Source organism: Pseudomonas cucumis (genome assembly GCF_030687935.1).
In the GTDB taxonomy this organism is placed as follows: Bacteria; Pseudomonadota; Gammaproteobacteria; order Pseudomonadales; family Pseudomonadaceae; genus Aquipseudomonas; species Aquipseudomonas cucumis.
Genome location: NZ_CP117454.1, coordinates 2,549,463 through 2,567,633 on the forward strand (window position 1 = coordinate 2,549,463; position 18,171 = coordinate 2,567,633).

Here is an 18,171-nt window from a genome sequence, read left to right on the forward strand (position 1 = left end):
GAAATTCACCTTGACCGAGGAAGCCAGGTGAAGCCGTTCTTCTTCAGAAGCGTGCAGCGGTGGTAAGGCGCTGCGTGAACGGGAAATGGTTGAAACCTTGCCACTGATCGTTCCCACGCTCTGCGTGGGAACGATCAGTGAGGCGGGCAGGATGGGATTATTTACCGAGTTTCACCCGCGTCCAGCCCCGGGTCATCACCCGCTGAATACCGATCGGCATATCTGGAATCGCATACAACGTCGCCATCACCGCTTGCGGCGGGTAGGACCCCGGGTCGTCGCGAATGGCTTCATCCACCAGTGGCGTGGCCGCCGCGTTGGCGTTGCTGTAGCCGATGCTGTTGGTGACTTCGGCGATGATGTCCGGGCGCATCAGGAAGTTCATGAACAGGTAGGCATTGTCGACGTTGGCCGCGTCCCGGGGGATGGCGACCATGTCGTAAAAGCTGCCGGCGCCTTCTTTCGGGATGCTGTATTCGATCTTCACCTTGTCGCCGGCTTCCTGGGCGCGGGCCTTGGCTTGCAGCACATCGCCGGAGTAACCGACGGCGACGCAGATGTTGCCGTTGGCCAGGTCGGAGATGTACTTCGATGAATGGAAATAAGCCACCGATGGCCGAATCTTCATGAACAGCGCTTCGGCTTCGGCGATCTGGGCCTTGTCCTGAGAATTCACCGGGTAGCCCAGATAGTGCAGGGCGGCCGGGAGCATTTCTGTCGGCGAATCAAGAAAGCTGATGCCGCAGGCTTTCAGCTTCGCAGCGTTTTCCGGCTTGAACAGCAGGTCCCAGGAATTCACTGGGGCATCAGTGCCCAGCACTTCCTTGACCTTGGCCGGGTTATAGCCGATACCGATCGAACCCCACATGTACGGGAAGGCATGGCCATTGTCAGGATCGCTGGCGGAGGCGTTTTTCAGCAGTACCGGGTTGAGGTTTTTCCAGTTCGACAGCTTCGATTTGTCCAGCGGCTGATACACACCGGCCTTGATCTGCTTGGCCAGGAAACTGTTGGACGGCACCACAATGTCGTAGCCGGATTTACCGGCGAGCAAGCGTGCCTCAAGGGTTTCGTTACTGTCGAACACATCGTAGGTCACGCGGATGCCGGTCTCGTCTTCGAACTTCTTGACCGTGTCCGGGGCGATGTAATCCGACCAGTTGTAGACGCGCAATACCTTGTCATTGGCCTGGGCGCCGGTGGCCATTGCGCCCAATAAGGACAGTGTCAGCAGAGTCCTGCCAAACATTTTCATCGGTACAACTCCATTTTCTTTTTTATTCAAATACGCAAAGCAAAGATGCAGTGAACACAAAACCTGTGGCGAGGGAGCACGCTCCCTCGCCACAGTTAACTGAACCGCAGCACTAGGCCGTCGCTTCTACTCGCTGCTTTTTCGGTTGCTGCCAGGACTCGCTGGCGGTCTGGTCCATCGCTTCCTGGATCGCCCGCTTGCGGGTTGCTTCGGCCTTGCGGCTGAAGTACCAGACCAGGAACGTCACCAGCGACACCGCCAACAAAATCAGACTGGCCACGGCATTGATCTCAGGCTTCACACCCAGACGCACCGCCGAGAACACTTCCATCGGCAACGTCGTCGAGCCCGGGCCCGAGACGAAACTCGCCAACACCAGATCATCCAGCGACAAGGCAAACGACATCATGCCGCCGGCCGCCAGTGACGGCGCGATCATCGGAATAGTGATCAGAAAAAACACCTTGAACGGGCGCGCGCCGAGGTCCATGGCCGCTTCTTCGATCGACAGGTCCAGCTCTCGCAAACGCGCCGATACAACCACCGCCACATACGCTGCACAGAAGGTGGTGTGCGCAATCCAGATCGTGACGAGGCCACGTTCCTGCGGCCAGCCAATCAACTGCGCCATGGCCACGAACAGCAGCAACAGCGACAGACCGGTGATCACTTCCGGCATCACCAGCGGCGCCGTCACCAAGCCACCAAACAGCGTGCGACCCTTGAAGCGCGTCACACGGGTGAGCACGAAAGCGGCGAGGGTGCCCAGCGCTACCGCCGCAATCGCGGTGTAGCAGGCGATTTCCAGCGAGCGCACCACCGAGCCCATCAATTGCGAGTTGTCGAGCAGGCCGACGTACCACTTCACCGACCAGCCGCCCCACACCGTCACCAGTTTCGAGGCGTTGAACGAGTAGATCACCAGAATCAGCATCGGCAGGTAGATAAACGACAGGCCGAAAATCAGCATGAACTTTGAAAATCCGAAGCGTTTCATCCCCGTCCCTCCATCTCTTTGGCCTGGCTGCGGTTGAACAGCAGAATCGGCACAATCAGAATCGCCAGCATCACCACCGCCAGGGCGGATGCCACCGGCCAGTCGCGGTTGTTGAAGAATTCCTGCCACAGCACGCGGCCGATCATCAGGGTTTCCGGGCCGCCCAACAGTTCCGGAATCACGAACTCACCGACCACCGGAATGAACACCAGCATGCAACCGGCAATGATCCCGTTCTTGGCCAGCGGCACGGTGATTTTCCAGAAGTTGTTGAAGTTGCTCGAGCCCAGGTCCGACGCGGCTTCCAGCAAGCTGTGATCGTGCTTGACCAGGTTGGCGTACAGCGGCAGCACCATGAACGGCAGGTAGGCATAGACCACGCCGATATACACCGCGGTGTTGGTATTGAGGATCTCGATCGGCTGCGACGTCAGCCCGGTCCACATCAGGAACGCGTTGAGCAAACCGTTGTTACTGAGAATGCCCATCCACGCATAAACTCGGATCAGGATCGCGGTCCAGGTCGGCATCATGATCAACAGCAGCAGAACGTTCTGCGTTTCCTTGTTGGCCTTGGTGATCGCGTAGGCCATCGGGAAACCGATCACCAGGCACATCAGCGTGCTTAAAAACGCGACCTTCAACGAGCCGAAGTAGGCCGAGATGTACAACTCATCTTCGGTCAGCAGCGCGTAGTTGCCGATGTTCAGCAGCAGCTGAAATTTCTGTTCGGCGAAGGTGTAGATCTCGGAGTAGGGCGGAATGGCCAGGGCCGCTTCCGAGAAGCTGATCTTCATCACCAGGAAGAACGGCAGCAGGAAAAACAGGCACAGCCACAGGAACGGAATGCCGATGACCAGTTTGCGACCACTGGGCACCAGGCGCAGGAACTGCTGATTGAAGGTTCTCATGAGCGCAGTACCACGCCGCTGTCGTCTTCCCACCACACGAAGACCTGATCGTCCCAGGTCGGGCGCGCGCCACGGCGTTCGGCGTTGGCCATGAACGACTGGACGATCTTGCCGCCGGGCAGCTCCACGTAAAACACCGAGTGGCCGCCGAGGTAGGCGATGTCATGCACCTTGCCCTCGGACCAGTTGTAGCGAGTCTCGGGCTTGAGGGTGCTGACCAGCATTTTTTCCGGGCGGATGGCGTAGGTGATCGACTTGTCTTGCACCGACGTGCTCACGCCGTGGCCGACGTAGATCTTCTGTTGCAGATCCGGGCTGTGAATGATCGCGTGACCTTCCAGATCCTCGACCACAGTGCCGTCGAAGGCGTTCACGTTGCCGATGAACTCACAGACCATGCGGCTGACCGGGGCTTCATAGATGTCGACCGGGCTGCCGATCTGGGCGATCCAGCCCAGGTGCATGATCGCGATGCGTTCGGCCATGGTCATGGCTTCTTCCTGATCGTGGGTCACCATCACGCAAGTCACGCCGACGCGCTCGATGATTTCCACCAACTCCAGTTGCATCTGCGAACGCAGCTTTTTATCCAATGCACCCATCGGTTCGTCGAGCAACAACAGCTTCGGTCGCTTGGCCAGAGAGCGCGCCAATGCCACACGCTGGCGCTGACCGCCAGACAACTGATGCGGCTTGCGTTTGGCGTACTGGGTCATGTGCACCAGCCGTAGCATCTCTTCGACACGGGCGTCGATTTCGCTGGCGGGCAAACGGTCCTGCTTGAGGCCGAAGGCGATGTTCTGCGCCACCGTCATGTGCGGGAACAGTGCGTAGGACTGAAACATCATGTTGATCGGCCGTTCGTACGGCGGCATGTCGGTGATGTCGACACCGTCGAGCAGAATCCGTCCTTCGGTCGGGCGCTCGAAGCCGGCGAGCATGCGCAGCAGCGTCGATTTGCCCGAGCCAGAACCGCCGAGCAGGGCGAAGATTTCCCCTTGATGGATCTCCAGGGACACATCGTCCACGGCGGTGGTTTCGTCGAATTTCTTGGTGACGCGGTCGACTTTCACCAACACCTTTTTCGGTGCCTGGTGACCTTCAAGAGCCTTCCTGTAAATGCTGGAGGCGTTTGCCATATGAAACTCCCAACAGGTTTCAGTCGTCGGGCCAACGCGGCCTGACTTAAGAGTGGATTGCAACCCGGGCCGGGCTATGCCAACGCGACCCCTGTAGGAGCGAGGCTTACCCGTACCGGAGGGCTTATTCGGCACCGCCGTCCTGGCTGCCTGGTCGTACTTGTTGTTATTGCGGTTCATCTATTACGTGAGCCACCGGCGCGCAAAGGCACGCCCGCCAGACTCACGGGGGCAGTTAAATCGTCGAATGTTTTTGAAGTCAGCGCGTATTACGCAGCGTCGCCCGTTGCCGGCACGCGTCGCCAAACGCCTGGAAAATACTCAAATAGGGGGGATTCGAAAGCACCTGCCATTCCGGGTGCCATTGCACGCCGACAGCGAAGGCCTTGCTGTGCTCGACAGAAATCGCCTCGATCAAGCCATCCGGTGCGACAGCCTCAGCGCGCAGGCCGGGAGCGAGTCGGTCGATGCCTTGGCTGTGAATCGAATTGACCTGGAACACCTGCGGCAGGTCCAGCGCTTCGAACACACCGCCCGGCTGCACACTCACCGCATGAGCTGGCGCGTACTGCACGGCCAGGTCCGGGTGATCCGCTTCGCGGTGATCGAGGTAGCCGGGCAGTTCATGCACCTTCTGATGCAGGCTGCCACCGAACGCCACATTCATTTCCTGAAAGCCCCGGCAGATGCCGAGCACCGGAACACCGGCAGCAATGGCTGCGCGCAATAAGGGCAGGGTGGTGGCGTCCCGTTGCGGATCGTGATCCGTACCGGGGGCACTGGCCGGGCCCTGATAGTGGAAGGGCTCCACATTCGATGGCGAGCCGGTCAGCAACAGACCGTCGAGCTGCGCGAGCAGGTCATCGATTTCGGTCAGATCGCCTAGGGAAGGAATGACCACTGGCAACCCCGAAGCCGCGACGCTGACAGCACGCAAATACTTGTCGCCACTGACGTGGTAGGGGTGCAGGCCAATCTGTTTGATGCACGCAGTAACGCCGATCAATGGCTTGAATGCCATTTTTATCACCTCGAAGTTTCACACTTGAACGAGCTTTTCCGGAGCTTAGCCTTGTTGATTTTAATTAACAACTCTCATGTAAAAAATTCTAAACGCCGTACGTCTGGTGTCGAGGGTTTACGCGGCGTGCAAGCCTTTCTTGGCACCATGGCGCCAAAAACAGGCCGAAAAATAAAGGCTAAAGGGGCTGGTGTTCGCTATTGACTTCACTTTGCCGTTCGGGTTGACTGGCTCTCGCAAGTGAAGTGAACATAATAATTAACAGCTAATAGGTGCATCATGTCGGTCCCTCTGCGTGCCGTTCAACTCAACGAAGCAAACGCATTCCTTAAGAAATATCCTGAGGTTTTGTACGTCGACCTTCTGATTGCGGATATGAACGGTGTGGTGCGCGGCAAGCGCATCGAACGCACCAGTCTTCATAAGGTTTACGAAAAAGGCATTAACCTCCCGGCGTCTCTGTTTGCCCTGGACATCAACGGCTCTACGGTGGAAAGCACCGGCCTGGGTCTGGACATCGGCGACTCGGATCGCATCTGCTTCCCCATCCCCAATACCCTCAGCATCGAACCCTGGCAGAAGCGCCCGACCGCGCAGCTGTTAATGACCATGCACGAACTCGAAGGCCAGCCATTCTTCGCTGACCCGCGTGAAGTGCTGCGTCAGGTGGTGAGCAAGTTCGATGACATGGGCCTGACCATTTGCGCAGCGTTCGAACTGGAGTTCTATCTGATCGACCAGGACAACGTGAACGGTCGTCCGCAGTCGCCACGCTCGCCGGTGTCCGGCAAGCGTCCGCACTCGACTCAGGTGTACCTGATCGACGATCTGGACGAATACGTCGACTGCCTGCAAGACATCCTCGAAGGCGCGAAAGAGCAGGGCATTCCTGCCGACGCCATCGTCAAGGAAAGCGCCCCGGCGCAATTCGAAGTGAACCTGCATCACGTCTCCGACCCTATAAAGGCCTGCGACTACGCGGTGTTGCTCAAGCGTCTGGTGAAGAACATCGCCTACGACCACGAGATGGACACCACCTTCATGGCCAAGCCGTATCCGGGCCAGGCGGGCAATGGTTTGCACGTGCACATTTCGATTCTCGACAAAGAAGGCAACAACATCTTTGCCAGCGAGGATCCCGAGCAGAACGCCGCACTGCGTCACGCGATCGGCGGTGTGCTCGAGACCCTGCCAGCGCAGATGGCGTTCCTGTGCCCGAACGTCAACTCGTACCGCCGTTTCGGCGCGCAGTTCTATGTACCGAACTCGCCAAGCTGGGGCATCGACAACCGTACTGTGGCGGTGCGTGTGCCCACCGGTTCGGCGGATGCCGTGCGCATCGAGCATCGTGTAGCCGGCGCCGATGCCAACCCGTACTTGCTGATGGCGTCGGTACTGGCCGGTATTCACCACGGCCTGACCAACCAAATCGAACCGGGCGCCCCGGTGGAAGGCAACAGCTACGAGCAGAACGAGCAAAGCCTGCCGAACAACCTGCGCGATGCACTGCGCGAGCTGGACGACAGCGAAGTCATGGCGCGCTACATCGACCCGCTGTACATCGACGTGTTCGTGGCGTGCAAGGAAAGCGAACTGGCTGAGTTCGAAAACTCCATTTCCGACCTTGAGTACAACTGGTACTTGCACACGGTTTGATGGGCTCAAGGATGAAATGTGGGTGTACACAAATCGTGTGTACACCACCAACCCCTGTGGGAGCGGGCTTGCCCGCGATGGCGTCATCACCACCAACATTAATGGCGCCTGATACACCGCAATCGCGGGCAAGCCCGCTCCCACAGGGATCGCATTTCAAATCTTTAGTTGGTCAACGATCATTTATTCCTCTGCGTAGAGTCACAACCATGACAAACACTCGCAGCGACTGGGAGCAACGCTTCCAGTCCTTGACACTAGAAGGCCGCGCATTCATCGACGGTCAATACCGCCCGGCACTCAGCGGCGATACGTTCGAATGCATCAGCCCGGTCGACGGCCGTTTCCTGGCGAACATCGCCAGCACCGACGAAGCCGACGCCAATGCCGCCGTGCAGGTAGCACGCCGTACATTCGAGTCCGGCATCTGGGCCAAACTGCCCCCGGCCGAGCGCAAGCGCATCCTGATTCGCTTCGCCGATCTGATTCTGCAGAACCAGGAAGAACTGGCGCTGCTGGAAACCCTCGACATGGGCAAACCGATCAGCGACTCCATGAGCATCGACATTCCAGCGACCGCCAACGCGATCCGCTGGAGCGCCGAAGCCATCGACAAAATCTACGACGAAGTCGCCGCCACACCGCACGACCAATTGGGCCTGATCACTCGCGAACCAACAGGCGTGGTCGCTGCCATCGTGCCGTGGAATTTCCCGCTGATCATGGCCAGCTGGAAGTTCGCCCCGGCCCTGGCGGCAGGCAACTCGTTCATCCTCAAGCCTTCGGAAAAGTCACCGCTGACGGCGATCCGCATTGCGCAACTGGCCCTCGACGCCGGCATCCCCAAAGGCGTGTTCAACGTCCTGCCAGGCTTCGGTCACACCGTTGGCAAGGCGTTGGCGTTGCACATGGACGTCGACGTACTGGCCTTCACCGGCTCGACCGCGATTGCCAAGCAACTGCTGATCTACGCCGGGCAAAGCAACATGAAACGCGTCTGGCTGGAAGCGGGCGGCAAGAGCCCGAACGTGGTGTTCGCCGATGCGCCGGATTTGCGCGCGGCAGCACAAGCAGCGGCCGGTGCGATAGCCTTCAACCAGGGCGAAGTCTGCACCGCCGGTTCGCGGTTGCTGGTGGAGCGTTCGATTCGCGAGCAATTCATTCCACTGCTGGTGGAAGCACTGCAAGCCTGGAAACCCGGCCATGCCCTCGATCCTGAAACCACCGTTGGCGCAGTCGTCGATCAACGCCAACTGGAGAACGTGCTGCGCCACATCCAGATTGGCAAAGACCAGGGCGCGCAATTAATTGCTGGCGGCAATCGTACCCTCGCAGACACCGGTGGCCTGTACGTGGAACCGGCGATTTTCGACGGCGTGACCAATGCCATGACCATCGCCCGGGAAGAAATCTTCGGCCCGGTGCTGTCGCTGATCACCTTTGACACCGCTGAAGAAGCGCTGGCGATTGCCAATGACAGCATCTTCGGCCTCGCCGCTGGCGTGTGGACCAGCAACCTCAGCAAGGCCCACACCTTCGCCCGCGGCTTGCGCGCCGGCAGCGTTTGGGTCAACCAGTACGACGGCGGCGACATGACCGCGCCGTTCGGCGGGTTCAAACAGTCGGGTAACGGTCGGGACAAATCGCTGCACGCGTTCGACAAATACACCGAACTCAAAGCGACCTGGATCAAGCTCTAACACCTTTACAGCGGCGGTCGCCGGCACATGCCGGCGGCCCTCGGAGAAACGTATGAAACAAACCCATGTAAACAGCTACTACGCCGCCACCCGCAATCAAATCGGTGATTATCCGATTCTTGAGGAACTGGTGGAATGTGACGTCTGCGTGATCGGCGCCGGCTACACCGGGCTGTCCTCGGCGCTGTTCCTCAGCGAAGCGGGCTATAGCGTCACCGTACTGGAAGCCGCCAAAGTCGGCTTTGGCGCCAGCGGTCGCAACGGTGGTCAACTGGTCAACTCCTACAGCCGCGACGTCGATGTGATCGAAGAACGCTACGGCGACAAAACCGCCGAAGTGCTCGGCAGCATGATCTTCGAAGGCGCCGACATCATCCGTTCGCGCATCAAAGAGTACGACATCAAATGCGACTATCGCCCCGGCGGCATCTTCGCAGCGCTGAACAAAAAACAACTCAACGGCCTGGCCGAGCAGAAGAATAGTTGGGAACGCTACGGCAACAAAAACCTGAGAATGCTCGACGCCGCTGACATCAAGCGCGAAGTGGGTTGCGACAACTACGTCGGCGGCCTGCTCGACATGCAGGGCGGGCACATCCACCCGCTGAACCTGGCACTCGGCGAAGCTGCCGCGATTATCAGCCTGGGCGGCAAAATCTACGAACAGTCCGCCGCCGTGGAAATCACCTACGGCGAACCCATCACCGTGCGCACCGCCAAGGGCGTGGTGCGGGCCAAGTACCTGCTGATCGCCGGCAACGCCTATCTGCCGCAAGATCTCGACAACCGCGTCACCCGCAAAAGCATGCCCTGCGGTTCGCAAATCGTCGTCACCGAGCCGCTGTCCGAACGAGTCGCACGCAGCCTGATCACCAATAACTACTGCGTCGAAGACTGCAACTACCTGCTCGACTACTACCGCCTCACCGCCGACAACCGCTTGCTGTACGGCGGCGGCGTGGTCTACGGCGCGCGCGAGCCCGACGACATCGAGCAACTGATCAAACCAAAAATCCTCAAAACCTTCCCGCAATTGAAGGACGTAAAAATCGACTACCGCTGGACCGGCAACTTCCTGCTGACCATGTCCCGCATGCCGCAATTCGGCCGCATCGAAAAGAACGCCTACTACATGCAAGGCTACAGCGGCCACGGCGTCACCTGCTCACACCTGGCCGGCAAACTCATCTCGGAAATGATCCGCGGCGACGCCGAACGCTTCGACGCCTTCGCCTCCCTACCGCACATGCCGATGCTCGGCGGCCGCACCTTCCAGGCCCCACTCACCGCCATGGGTGCGGCGTATTACGCACTGCGTGATCGATTCGGTATCTAAACCTGACGCAAGCCCTGTAGGCGCCGAGCTTGTTCGCGAAGACCACACCGCTTTCGCGAGCAAGCCCGCTCCCACAATTTCAGCACCACTACCCGTGCCAACGGCCGTTTTATCCGGTCGTTCATCGAACCTGCTGAGCAACACCCACAAACGTGATTTAATACCCGCCTTCCACGGTTCCGGGACGGGAAACGGCGTAATCCGCGGCCACCAGTCGCCCGCCACCCACCCCCATTACCCCTTAAGTATTCTTCGCATAAGGCTGTCATGGACACGGGCTCACGACTCAAATTAGTACGCGAAAGCTACAAACTGTCCCAGCGCGAGCTGGCCCGGCGTAGCGGCGTCACCAATGCCACCATCTCCCTGATCGAACAGAATCGCGTCAGTCCCTCCGTCAGCTCCCTGAAAAAACTGCTCGAAGGCATTCCCATGTCCTTGGCGGATTTCTTCACCTTTGATCAGCCGCCCCGCGAGCATCAGTACGTGTTTCGGGCTAATGAACAGCCGGATCTGGGGCGTCATGGGTTGCGGTTGTTGCTGATCGGGGCTTCGGTGCCGAGTCGGCAGATGCGGTTGTTGCGCGAGCAGTACGCGCCGGGTGCCAGCTCTGGTGAAGAACCTATTGTGCATGCCGAGGGGGAGGAGTGTGGGCTCGTTACCCGTGGCACTGTTGAACTCACTGTTGATGGTCAGATTAGTGTGTTGAATGCCGGGGATGGGTATTACTTTCCGACGACGCTGCCGCATCGGTTTCGCAATATTGGGGCGGATGAGGCTGAAATCATCAGCGCCAACACCCCAGCTAACTTCTGATATCCAAAGCGAGCATTAAACCTGTAACGGCCTCCGTAGGGGCGACCATTACTTTTGTTTTGGTCGCCCCTACTAGCGATTACCACTCCATGCCTCAGGTGAGGGCTTCTGCGACGCAGCTCAAAGGGACTTCAAGTAGTCGAGAAGCTGTGACCTTTGGATATCACTGAGGCTGCCCACGCCATAGTCATGGCCGGCGTTGCTATTGCCCACAAGCTTGGTGTTGAAAAGAAACCAATTCTTGTCCGATTTCTCGGTCTTGAATCCCACCTTTTGATTATCGAACTCATTGGTCCCTGTATAAAAACTCGAGGGGCGCTGGTGGGGTGGAAGGAGAAGGTCGTTGAGGGTCGGTACAGAGCCATTATGCAAATAGGGCGCTGTGGCCCAGATGCCGGTGAGGGGTCTTGCTTTATAGGCGAGAAGAGGAGCTTTTGGGCTGTCACGGTAGCAGTTGATTAGCCGTAGCGCTTTCTCGTCAATTTCGCCGAACAAGGCACGGTCCTTGAATCCAGGGACTTTTTGAGGTTTGGTATCTATTCCAAGCAATCCATTGAAAGCCAGTTCGGCGACATCGCGTCCTTTGCCAATTAATGTATTCAGGACGGTCACACCCAGCATGTTGTAGAGAAGGTCATTTGGCTGAATGGTCTCTTTTGGATCACCACCTTTGGAATAACCCGCTAACACCCCGGCATCCGCTTTAAATTGATAGGCATTGCACGCCATCCAGGGATCCGTGCCAATGGTCGAGTCTTTTGGGCTCTGAGCATTGAAATGGTCACTCGCGGAGATTGGAATCATGACCGCTGTGATGGCCGTGGTGAGATCGTTTCTATCAAGGGGTGCATGGCAGCCGGCACAATTGCTCGTAAACAATTTGGCGCCTGGCGCGAGGTCTTTTGGCAGCGACCCGGGCCATTGCGGAGGCTTCAAGGTATAAAGAGAACGTTCTAGAACATCCAGATTTTTCACGTTCACACTGGAGACAAATCCTGACTTGGCCGGTTCTTTAACCGGACGAATATCGGCGTACACGCCGATGGCCTCTCCAGCATTACGCCCCAGGCCTCCAACATCGAGGCCGCCGTCTTTTTTTATCGAGAGGAGTGTTTTTTTGCCGACCATTCCGTTCCATTGGAGGACGTCATGTTGAGGCGTATTCCAGAGAAATGGATAACTTACCGGAGCATCAGAGGGATTAGGGGTAGGCGGTTTCGCTTGGGTGACTTGACTGATTTTATTGAAAATGTGGCCCACTGCATCAAGACGACCTGGGCCATATTGCAGATCTGTGGCATTCAGTGTCTCGTTTTGTGCATAAAACGCATTCAAGCTATCCAGGGATTTTTTCAGCCGTTGGCGATTCCCTTTCGACAGGTCATCCTCCAGGACATGCTTTGCAAAGCGTTCAAATTTTTCAGGGTCGGAAGCCGTTGTGCTTAAAGCCGCTCTCAACTCTTTAAAGAAATTTTGAAAGTCGGCGTTGGTTGGCCCGCCATTGATGACAAGATTCTGTCCTTCAAAATTGATTTGAGCCGTGTGACAAGCAGAGCAGTTCATCCCCACCCACGGCTCTTTCGTCCCTTGGTCATAAAACCAACGAAGTTTTGTGAAAGACAACTTGCTGTCATTACTGTCATCCAAAACGAATCCCATCGGTAACGTAAGACGTTTACCTTTATAAGACGGATGATAAGGCGTGTAACCGTAGGCCGAGATCGTTTTGTCATTCATGAACCTCTCCTCTGAAGCGGGCTCTTCCAATGCCCGCGCCCAGGAGAGAGGGAGAATTCTCGATCCTTGTGAAAGATCATGCCAATTGGAGAGGGTGGTGTCATTCCATCCCTGATCCAGAATGTCGGCAGCCTGAGTCATTGAATTGCAGCCGAAAAACAACAATGCAGCGCAGGCAAACGGGGGGGCTTTTAGTTTGCTCATCAGATTCCCTTCTATTTGTAGTTTCCTGTTGGGACCCATCACGTTGGTAGCCAAAAGCTACCCGTCATGAGTGTAGCCACGAAAAAACAAAGCTCTTTAATTTTTGTTCTATGCAATTCGTATCGAACCCCTCGGCCACAAACCAGACTGCAATATTCCTGATTGCCACGATTGACAGCCCTCACGACTTGTAGGAATTTAGCCGCCCGCAGGTAAGGGATATCTGCTGATGGCCAAAAGATGGCCATTGTTCACCACACAAGGGATTGTCTATGCAAGGTTCAAACACCGTCGCTCAACAGATGTGCGGTCAGCTGGTGCATGAGCATCACAACACCCCACACATGAACATTGCCGAGCAAATCCTCGAATGCCTGTTTCGACGTCGTAGCCTTGCCCCGGGGCAGGATCCCGAACTTTCGTCGCAAGTGCTGGAACCCCATCTGGCCAAGGTCATGCAGGCGGTCGAGAACGGTCGCAAGATTGAAATGGTCTTGCCAGCCTTTCCTGGCAAGTCGCCCAGCCGCAAGAAAACCCTCAGCCATCTACCTGATCTTGCTGAACATCATGCAATCGACGAGTTACATCGCCTGTGCAAGGAGATCCAGGAGATCTACGCACCGGGGGCGCTGATTCATATCTGCTCCGATGGCTATGTGTTCTCTGACCTGGTGCATGTTCCCGATGCGGACGTCAAAGCCTACACCGACGCTATCCAGGACTATGCCGAACAGCACTATCCCGGCACGTTCGCCCATTTCGATCTCAGGGATGCCTATCCTCCGCTGGATTGTCTGGACGCCATGCGTGAGGAGATGATGATCGAGCACGGTCAGTCATTGATTTTGTTGCAGCAGCGCTTCAAGGATGATCCGCACATGATGTTGATGTACTGCGGCATCCATCGCTTTCTTTCCGAGGATTACTCGGGACTGAAAGTATTCGCCGGCATGAGCCTTAATGCGGTGAAGAAGGTCGCCAAACCGGCCTCGCAGCGGGTGATTCAGCGCAGTGAAGCCTGGAGTGCTCTGTTACAGGCGCGCTACCCGCATTGCCTGCGTCTGTCGATTCACCCGCAATTGGCGGTGTCGACGAAAATCGGTATCCGACTGGTGCCAACCAGTGACCTGTGGCGTACGCCCTGGCATTCGGTGGCTATCAAGCGACGGGGTGTGGTCACCCTCGAAAAACGCAGCAATGTCGATGAACGCTACCACCGCTTAGTGTTCCGCAAGGGGCGTCCTTGTCACTACGCGAGTGCTCAATGATGGCATCTCGGTTGCCGGTCGAAGCCGTACTCTTCGATTTGGATGGGACCTTGGTCGACACCTTGCCTGACATCACCTGGTGCCTGAACCAGGTATTGCTCGAGCACGGTTGTCCGACGCTGACTACAGAAACAGTGCGCGGTTACATCGGCGGCGGCACCACGGCGATGATCGAGCGAGTTGCCACGCAGTTTGGTGTCGCTGATGCGCTCGCCATGCACCAGCGCTATGTAGCGCTCTACCAAAACAACCTGGTTCAATTTTCCCGGCCATTCAGCGGCGTATTGGAATTGCTCGAAGGCTGTCGCCAGTTGGAAGTGCCGCTGGCAATCGTGACCAACAAGACCGAGGAAATGGCCCGGCAAGTAGCCGATGCACTGCTTCCACAGAATACCTTCGGGACGATTCTGGGGCATCGCGCGGGCAGGGCGCTCAAGCCTCAGCCAGATGTGGCATGGGAAGCCGCCCGGCGATTGTTGGTTGATCCGCAACGCTGTTTGTTCGTCGGTGATACCGAGATCGATCTGAAGACCGCCCGTGCTGCAGGTATGTACTCGGCGGCGGTCACCTGGGGGTATGGAATGACCCCTGCATTACAGGCCCAGGCCCCGAACTTCTGCTGCGAACAGCCTTCCGGGTTGTTGCGCATTCTGCAGCAAGTCTGCGGTACAGCACATGCGTTCACCGAGCATGGCGACACCGTTAAATCCTATTGATACACACACTCTCAAGGAAGTTGTTCTATGGAACATAGAGACGCCTGGATCGCTGCCGTCAGCGATTTGCTCGCGGGTTATCTGCTCAAAGGCACGGATGATTGTTTCGACACACAAGGCAGAGCGCATCTCGCGCTACGCCTGGGGCATTACTTCGATCAGAGCCTGCCGGTGCGTCTGGTCCTGCCGGGCTTTCCCTGCAAGTCACCAAACGCCATTGACCAGACATTCGGCGTGCTGCCGGACTACGGCGAGGTCATCGCCATCGAACGCCTCGACCAGCTCGGCCAGGCCATCGCCGCGCTGCACGCTCCGGGCTGTGTGGTGTCGATCCTCAGTGACGGCACGACGTTCAATGACATCGTCGGGGTGGCCGACGACGTTCGCGAGACCTACAACCGGGCTTTGCGTGAACTGTGCACCACCCATACGATTCAGTGGGTCAGCATGGAAGACCTGTTCCCACAGGCCCAAAGCGCCGAGTCGGTTCGTGCCAGCCTGATCAAGCAGGCCCGCTTGCCGTGGAAAAACCTTGGGGACCTGATCGAGCAGAGCCGCGATGATGAATCCCTCAGCCGGGCGCATGACAACCTCTGCAGTCACCTCTACAACGACCTGCGCCTGTGCCGTGAAGACGGACAGAGCGAGGACGAGTACCTGCAGCAAATCAACTTCAAAGCCTACCAAATGATGTATCGCGGGCAGGCATTGAATGCGGCAGTGGATCGTTTCTTCGGCGATGACATTCGATTGTCGGTCCATCAATACAGCAATGCCGGGCCCAAATTTACCTTCGGCTTGGCCGAAGGGCTGACCCGCGTCGACAGCCCCTGGCATGCCGTGCCGGTGTGCAACCTCGACGGCAGCCAAACCCTTCGTGCCCGCGCCCAGGTCGACCTCGACCACCATGTGCTGGTCACTTATGAAGGGCGGCCATGGCTCTACCACCAAACAGAAAACCCGCAGGCCCAAGGCTTCGAATACGAACTGCAAAAACTACCGCTGTTTGGCCTGGTGGTGCGCGACCCGTTGGGGCTGGGTTTCGAACACCTGTCCACCGGCCTGCTGGAGGCGCTGGTGGAAACCTTCGGCTTCGTCTGCCTCAAGGGCTGTCGCTTCGACGATCAGGACAGTTTTGCTCGCAGTTGCGAACGCTTTGGCACGCTGTACGAATGGGCTTTCGGCGCCGTACACGTGGTCAAACCTGCGGACAAACCCCAAGGCGTGGTGCACTCGCTGGAGAAAACGCCGCTGCACTGGGACCTGAACATGCTGCCCGACAGCGACGCGCAAGTTCAGCGCAACCCAAAATTCTGCGCCAGCAAATTCATGCTGTATTGCAAGACCGCGCCGCAGCCGGGCGAGGGCCAAACCACCATCGTCGACAGCCGAAACGTACTGCGCAAAGTCGGGCAGCAAGTCGCCCGACAATGGCAGGATGTGAACATCACCTACTACACCAAAATGACCTACTTCGGCGGCTCGCCGCGCATGTACTGCCTGGTGGATCATCACCCACGCAGCGGTGAACTGATCTTGCGTTATCAAGAGGGCACTGACTCGACATTGCAGACCCTGAGCCAGTCTGTGCAGGACCATGATGATGAAGCTCAACGGGCGCTGCTGGAACAGGTCAACGCGCTGGTTTATGACCCGGAGTGTCTGATTGCTCATCAGTGGAGTGAGGGGGATTTGGTGTTGATCGATAACTATCGGACGTTGCATGGAAGGTTGCCGATGTCGGCGGCATCTTCGTCGCGGGAGTTGTGGCGGGTGCAGGTTTACTGATTGTTGTTTGGGAAGGCCCTGGGGGCAGGGCCTTCTTTCTCTATCACTGCGCAATAAAGTCACGAATCGCTCGAATAGTCTCCGTTGGCGCTTCTTCCATCAGCCAATGTCCTGCCCCTGGAATCACCACTTCCATGACCTTGTCCGCCGCGTTGCGCATCACGATCGCTTCATTGCTGCCAAAGGATTTTTCACCGCCGATGGCCAGCACCGGCATCGTCAACTGCGTCGCCATCGAAGCTTTGTTGTCCACCTCATCCTGACGAATGCTGCGGAACTGAGCGAAGGCTGCGCGCATGGCGCCGGGGCGGGCATAAAGCGTGGCGTAATGCTGACGGGTTTCTTCATCCACCTTGCTGGGGTCGCCCGCGAACTCGTTCCAGAACCGGTCCAGGTAAATGCGCTCACGACCGGCGACCAAGCGCTCAGCATCCGGCCCGCCGAAGTCGAAGTGCCAAAGCATCGGTGAGCGGACAATGTCGTTCCAGGGCGGAATGCCCGGCACGGGCGCATCCATCACCACCAGGCGCTCGGTGAGTTGCGGATAACGCGCGGCGTAGGCGTAGGCGACCATCGTGCCGATGTCGTGGCCGATGACCACCGAGTGTTCGATACCCAGCGCTGCCAACACTGCACGGATGTCGGCGGCTTGGGTCTTCTTGTCGTAGCCGCTTTCCGGGATTGATGACAAACCCATGCCGCGCAGGTCTGGTACCACGACCGTGTGATCCCGGGCTAAGTCGGCGGCGAGTGGCGCCCACATGTCGCCGGTGTCGCCGAAGCCATGTAGGAGCACTACGGCTGGGCCTTTGCCGCCGATGCGGACGTGGAGGGTGACGTCTCCTGCCGGGATGTTTTGAGTGCGGAAGGAGTTGGGGAATGGAGTCATCTGAGCGTGTGTTGGGGCGCTTAGGGCAAGCAGTGTAAGAGCGGTCAGCAGGATGCGGATCATCACGGTGTCTCCAGGCGTAGGCGTGGAAGGGACCCCGATCCAATGGACGGGGAGAGAGTTGACCGCTGCACGAGATGCGCATAATCGATATGCCCCATCCATCAGCAAGCCGCTATACCCAAAATGGCGAGCTGTCTTGAGCGAGTTAAGGTCCCGATCGGATTAGCATAGACCGTTTGGCTATGAGCGATTGAAAGGAGTCATTGTGGTCCGGCATAGCGGCATCACTGACTATGGTTGAACAGAATTGCGTAAGTCCTTCCATTAGCTCCCTGAAGAAACAGCTTGAAGGCATTCCCATGTCTTTGGTGGACGTCTTTACCTTCGACCAACCGCCTCGGGTGCATCAGTACGTGTTTCGCGCCAATGAACAGCCGAATTTCAGGCGTCATGGGTTACGGTGCTGATCGAAGCTTCGGTGCCGAGTCGGCAGATGCGCCTGTTTAGGGAGCCGTCCGCGCCTGGGGCCAGTTCGGGGAAAGAGCCGATTGTGCATGCTGGAGGGGGAGTGTGGGTTGGTTACCCGTAATACGTACGGTAAAGGGCAAGGCTTTTTTATCAGCATCTGTGGGTTTAGCGAAAAATAGTTCTACAGTCCCATTAGTCCGTTGTGGTGGCGATAATCGTCGTTCATGATCCAAGCGTCTACCGTTAACCCACGGTAATCTGTTCCCC

At 57.6% G+C, this 18,171-nt stretch carries 15 protein-coding genes and 1 pseudogene; 9 read left to right on the forward strand and 7 right to left on the reverse strand.

What is annotated here, in order from left to right; genetic code table 11:
• Positions 1–157: 157 nt before the first annotated feature.
• The 5 genes from PSH97_RS11700 to PSH97_RS11720 all read right to left on the reverse strand — a co-directional run bounded on the left by PSH97_RS11700 (position 158) and on the right by PSH97_RS11720 (position 5,323).
• Positions 158–1,255: a polyamine ABC transporter substrate-binding protein gene (locus PSH97_RS11700; RefSeq protein ID WP_305449309.1), complete on the reverse strand. Its 1,098-nt coding sequence runs from the start codon at positions 1,253–1,255 to the stop codon at positions 158–160.
• Between the two features lie 112 nt (positions 1,256–1,367).
• Positions 1,368–2,252 carry an ABC transporter permease subunit gene (locus tag PSH97_RS11705; RefSeq protein WP_305449310.1) on the reverse strand — a complete coding sequence of 295 codons (885 nt, stop codon included), beginning with the start codon at positions 2,250–2,252 and terminating at the stop codon, positions 1,368–1,370.
• Positions 2,249–3,130: an ABC transporter permease subunit gene (locus PSH97_RS11710; RefSeq protein WP_305449782.1), complete on the reverse strand. Its 882-nt coding sequence runs from the start codon at positions 3,128–3,130 to the stop codon at positions 2,249–2,251. Before PSH97_RS11710 ends, PSH97_RS11705 begins: the two co-directional genes overlap by 4 nt.
• A 29-nt stretch (positions 3,131–3,159) precedes the next feature.
• A complete protein-coding gene (potA, locus tag PSH97_RS11715) occupies positions 3,160–4,302 on the reverse strand; it encodes a polyamine ABC transporter ATP-binding protein (protein ID WP_305449311.1) in 1,143 nt (380 codons plus the stop codon).
• A 259-nt stretch (positions 4,303–4,561) separates the two neighbouring features.
• A complete protein-coding gene (locus PSH97_RS11720; RefSeq protein ID WP_305449312.1) occupies positions 4,562–5,323 on the reverse strand; it encodes a gamma-glutamyl-gamma-aminobutyrate hydrolase family protein in 762 nt (253 codons plus the stop codon).
• A 51-nt stretch (positions 5,324–5,374) separates the two neighbouring features.
• Between PSH97_RS11720 and PSH97_RS11725 the strand changes: the two genes are divergently transcribed.
• From PSH97_RS11725 to PSH97_RS11745, 5 genes are all read left to right on the forward strand, one after another.
• Positions 5,375–5,527, forward strand: a complete 153-nt coding sequence (locus PSH97_RS11725) for a hypothetical protein (RefSeq protein ID WP_305449313.1) — start codon at positions 5,375–5,377, stop codon at positions 5,525–5,527.
• A gap of 75 nt (positions 5,528–5,602) precedes the next feature.
• A complete protein-coding gene (locus PSH97_RS11730) occupies positions 5,603–6,979 on the forward strand; it encodes a glutamine synthetase family protein (RefSeq protein ID WP_038983837.1) in 1,377 nt (458 codons plus the stop codon).
• 209 nt (positions 6,980–7,188) lie between these two features.
• Positions 7,189–8,679, forward strand: a complete 1,491-nt coding sequence (locus tag PSH97_RS11735) for an aldehyde dehydrogenase (protein WP_305449314.1) — start codon at positions 7,189–7,191, stop codon at positions 8,677–8,679.
• A gap of 52 nt (positions 8,680–8,731) precedes the next feature.
• On the forward strand, positions 8,732–10,015 hold the full coding sequence (locus PSH97_RS11740) for an NAD(P)/FAD-dependent oxidoreductase (RefSeq protein WP_305449315.1): 1,284 nt from the start codon (positions 8,732–8,734) through the stop codon (positions 10,013–10,015).
• 267 nt (positions 10,016–10,282) lie between these two features.
• Entirely contained in the window at positions 10,283–10,831 is a 549-nt protein-coding gene (locus tag PSH97_RS11745) for a cupin domain-containing protein (protein WP_008011722.1), read from the forward strand.
• Between the two features lie 120 nt (positions 10,832–10,951).
• Here PSH97_RS11745 and PSH97_RS11750 read toward each other — a convergent pair whose 3' ends face one another.
• Positions 10,952–12,772: a di-heme-cytochrome C peroxidase gene (locus tag PSH97_RS11750; protein ID WP_305449316.1), complete on the reverse strand. Its 1,821-nt coding sequence runs from the start codon at positions 12,770–12,772 to the stop codon at positions 10,952–10,954.
• Positions 12,773–13,044: 272 nt separating this feature from the next.
• On the opposite strand from PSH97_RS11750, the gene PSH97_RS11755 reads away from it, so the two are divergent.
• Genes PSH97_RS11755 through PSH97_RS11765 form a run of 3 tightly spaced genes read left to right on the forward strand, consistent with a single transcriptional unit; the run spans position 13,045 to position 16,544 of the window.
• Positions 13,045–14,040: an isocyanide synthase family protein gene (locus tag PSH97_RS11755; protein WP_305449317.1), complete on the forward strand. Its 996-nt coding sequence runs from the start codon at positions 13,045–13,047 to the stop codon at positions 14,038–14,040.
• Positions 14,040–14,756, forward strand: coding sequence for an HAD family hydrolase (locus PSH97_RS11760; RefSeq protein ID WP_322791094.1), 717 nt, complete (start codon positions 14,040–14,042; stop codon positions 14,754–14,756). Before PSH97_RS11755 ends, PSH97_RS11760 begins: the two co-directional genes overlap by 1 nt.
• Positions 14,757–14,783: 27 nt before the next feature.
• A complete protein-coding gene (locus tag PSH97_RS11765) occupies positions 14,784–16,544 on the forward strand; it encodes an isocyanide synthase family protein (RefSeq protein WP_305449319.1) in 1,761 nt (586 codons plus the stop codon).
• A 43-nt stretch (positions 16,545–16,587) separates the two neighbouring features.
• Here the strand turns inward: PSH97_RS11765 and PSH97_RS11770 are convergent, their stop codons facing one another.
• A complete protein-coding gene (locus PSH97_RS11770; RefSeq protein ID WP_322791092.1) occupies positions 16,588–17,496 on the reverse strand; it encodes an alpha/beta fold hydrolase in 909 nt (302 codons plus the stop codon).
• 203 nt (positions 17,497–17,699) lie between these two features.
• On the opposite strand from PSH97_RS11770, the pseudogene PSH97_RS11775 reads away from it, so the two are divergent.
• A pseudogene (locus PSH97_RS11775) lies at positions 17,700–18,029 on the forward strand (XRE family transcriptional regulator); the annotation flags it as partial.
• Between the last annotated feature and the right edge of the window lie 142 nt (positions 18,030–18,171).

What these genes read in the sequence shown, in the direction of transcription:
- PSH97_RS11700 (WP_305449309.1), bottom strand. Translation starts at nt 1,255, where the DNA reads ATGAAAATGTTTGGCAGGACTCTGCTGACACTGTCCTTATTGGGCGCA.
- PSH97_RS11705 (WP_305449310.1), bottom strand. Translation starts at nt 2,252, where the DNA reads ATGAAACGCTTCGGATTTTCAAAGTTCATGCTGATTTTCGGCCTGTCG.
- potA (WP_305449311.1), bottom strand. Translation starts at nt 4,302, where the DNA reads ATGGCAAACGCCTCCAGCATTTACAGGAAGGCTCTTGAAGGTCACCAG.
- PSH97_RS11720 (WP_305449312.1), bottom strand. Translation starts at nt 5,323, where the DNA reads ATGGCATTCAAGCCATTGATCGGCGTTACTGCGTGCATCAAACAGATT.
- PSH97_RS11730 (WP_038983837.1), top strand. Translation starts at nt 5,603, where the DNA reads ATGTCGGTCCCTCTGCGTGCCGTTCAACTCAACGAAGCAAACGCATTC.
- PSH97_RS11735 (WP_305449314.1), top strand. Translation starts at nt 7,189, where the DNA reads ATGACAAACACTCGCAGCGACTGGGAGCAACGCTTCCAGTCCTTGACA.
- PSH97_RS11740 (WP_305449315.1), top strand. Translation starts at nt 8,732, where the DNA reads ATGAAACAAACCCATGTAAACAGCTACTACGCCGCCACCCGCAATCAA.
- PSH97_RS11745 (WP_008011722.1), top strand. Translation starts at nt 10,283, where the DNA reads ATGGACACGGGCTCACGACTCAAATTAGTACGCGAAAGCTACAAACTG.
- PSH97_RS11750 (WP_305449316.1), bottom strand. Translation starts at nt 12,772, where the DNA reads ATGAGCAAACTAAAAGCCCCCCCGTTTGCCTGCGCTGCATTGTTGTTT.
- PSH97_RS11755 (WP_305449317.1), top strand. Translation starts at nt 13,045, where the DNA reads ATGCAAGGTTCAAACACCGTCGCTCAACAGATGTGCGGTCAGCTGGTG.
- PSH97_RS11760 (WP_322791094.1), top strand. Translation starts at nt 14,040, where the DNA reads ATGGCATCTCGGTTGCCGGTCGAAGCCGTACTCTTCGATTTGGATGGG.
- PSH97_RS11765 (WP_305449319.1), top strand. Translation starts at nt 14,784, where the DNA reads ATGGAACATAGAGACGCCTGGATCGCTGCCGTCAGCGATTTGCTCGCG.
- PSH97_RS11770 (WP_322791092.1), bottom strand. Translation starts at nt 17,496, where the DNA reads ATGATCCGCATCCTGCTGACCGCTCTTACACTGCTTGCCCTAAGCGCC.